The 361-nt window shown below is 34.9% G+C and carries 1 pseudogene; it reads left to right on the top strand.

The annotated features are described in order from the left end of the window. Positions 1-164: pseudogene (locus tag CP370_RS10165) on the top strand (HD family phosphohydrolase); the annotation flags it as partial. Between the last annotated feature and the right edge of the window lie 197 nt (positions 165-361).

The following is a 361-nucleotide window of genomic DNA, read 5'->3' on the forward strand; positions in this document are numbered from 1 at the left end:
AGGCAGATGGTGAGACAATTATGAATCATTTTTATGAAAAGCTTTTTTTGCTAAAAGATTATTTGAATACAGATGAGGGCAAGCGAATTGGTGAGAAAAGGGACAAACTCATGCATGAATTTGTGACACAATTCGAATTAGAGTGGCAACAAAAGGATTACTAATTTAATAACATAGGAGTGTGGGTGTGAATACGATATCAAAAAAGGAACGTGGTGTACTGTTAATATTAATGGTGGGCGTTTTTCTGGGCTTTTTAAATCAAACATTAATGAATACGGCATTACCACAAGTTATGGCAGATTTTAAAATTTCCACTGCACTTGGTCAATGGATGACCAATGGGTACATGTTAGTGAAT

This window comes from Lactobacillus sp. UMNPBX19 (genome assembly GCF_002553805.1).
Taxonomy (GTDB): Bacteria; Bacillota; Bacilli; order Lactobacillales; family Lactobacillaceae; genus Lactobacillus.